The sequence below is a fragment of the Enterobacter sp. CFEC122 genome (assembly GCF_052983755.1).
On sequence record NZ_JBRIQR010000126.1, the window covers coordinates 1 to 937 of the forward strand.

The following is a 937-nucleotide window of genomic DNA, read 5'->3' on the forward strand; positions in this document are numbered from 1 at the left end:
ATCACGTAACGGCTAAACCTGTCACCGATTTTGATGATGTAGTACTTGAAAATGCCGCTAAAGCGTTTGCTTTCGTGCAGCAGTACGATCACTTCCTTTTCAATGCACGTTTCTTTGAGAAAGTAGGTGGTACTAATCAGTACAAGCAGGAGAAAGACCAGCTACAGGTTATGTCATGGGTGAACCTAAAACGCTTCATTGGGCTTGATATTACCTTTATGGCTAATGACTTTGAGAACACCCTTGTGTACTTGTCATCCCCTGATAGTTTTGAACGTACAACATTGTCACTTAGAGAGCGAACAGTACCCCTAAATCAACGCATGAGAGTACATTACTTTAGTGATGTACCTTTGACGGCATCACTACGTTCAAACTCCCCAGAACAGTTTGAGAAGGTTTTAGCATGGGTAAGAGAGAACCTTACTGATTACATCTTTACCGTGAACAGCGATCAGAGTGAAAAGGTACTTAACGGTAAGTATGTACCGCCTAAAAGCCGTGGTATCAATGATTACAAGAACTATACAAAAGCCGTTTGGTTAAGTAGTCTCAAACCTTCCAATGTAGAAGTAAAACAGTGTGAACTAATGTTTGGTCTTACATACGAACAGATAGTACAGGCACGAGAGAAGGAAGAACTTTATCAATTCGTACAACGTACCAAACTACGCGATTACGAGAGTGATGAAGTAGTAGATGTCTATGTGTTCGATAAGGAGCAAGCACTATCACTTTCAGATACACCTATCTTCATAGATTTAGGAATTGAAGTAACGAATAGTGCAAAACCAGTTAGTACATTTGTTCCATTGAATTTAAGTACTTCACAGAAAAAAGCATATCAACGCATTACCCTTCAACAATTTCCTACAATTGAATCATTCAATAAATGGATGAATAAAAAAACACAATTAGTACTCAATGAACAGCAAAG

Annotated in this window: 1 pseudogene; it reads left to right on the forward strand. The window is 38.6% G+C overall.

The annotated features are described in order from the left end of the window. Nucleotides 1-937: pseudogene (locus ACVCAM_RS26435) on the forward strand (hypothetical protein); the annotation flags it as partial.